General features: G+C 36.0%; 1 protein-coding gene. It reads left to right on the forward strand.

Annotated features, from left to right (window positions below; all coding sequences use genetic code 11):
* A partial coding sequence (locus CN946_RS20905) for a transposase (RefSeq protein WP_141546957.1) occupies positions 1–283 on the forward strand: 283 nt, incomplete at both ends.

Raw genomic sequence — 283 nt, forward strand, 5'->3', positions numbered from 1 at the left:
CGGGAAATATTGGTATCTTTCTGTAGGGATTGAAGAATCAAAACCAATTGTTGAACTGACAAATGTCTCACTTGGAATTGATGTAGGAATTAAAGAATTAGCCGTTTGTTCAGATGGCAATAGGAAGAAAAATATTAACAAAACAAGCACTGTGAGAAGGGCAGAGAAACGTCTACGTAGGTTGCAACGTCAAATTTCTCGTAAGTATGAAATGAATAAGGAGGGAAACCGTTTCGTCAAAACAAGCAACATTATAAAAATCGAGAAGAAAATACAACACCTC

The organism is Bacillus sp. AFS053548 (assembly GCF_002575105.1).
Classification (GTDB): Bacteria; Bacillota; Bacilli; order Bacillales; family Bacillaceae_G; genus Gottfriedia.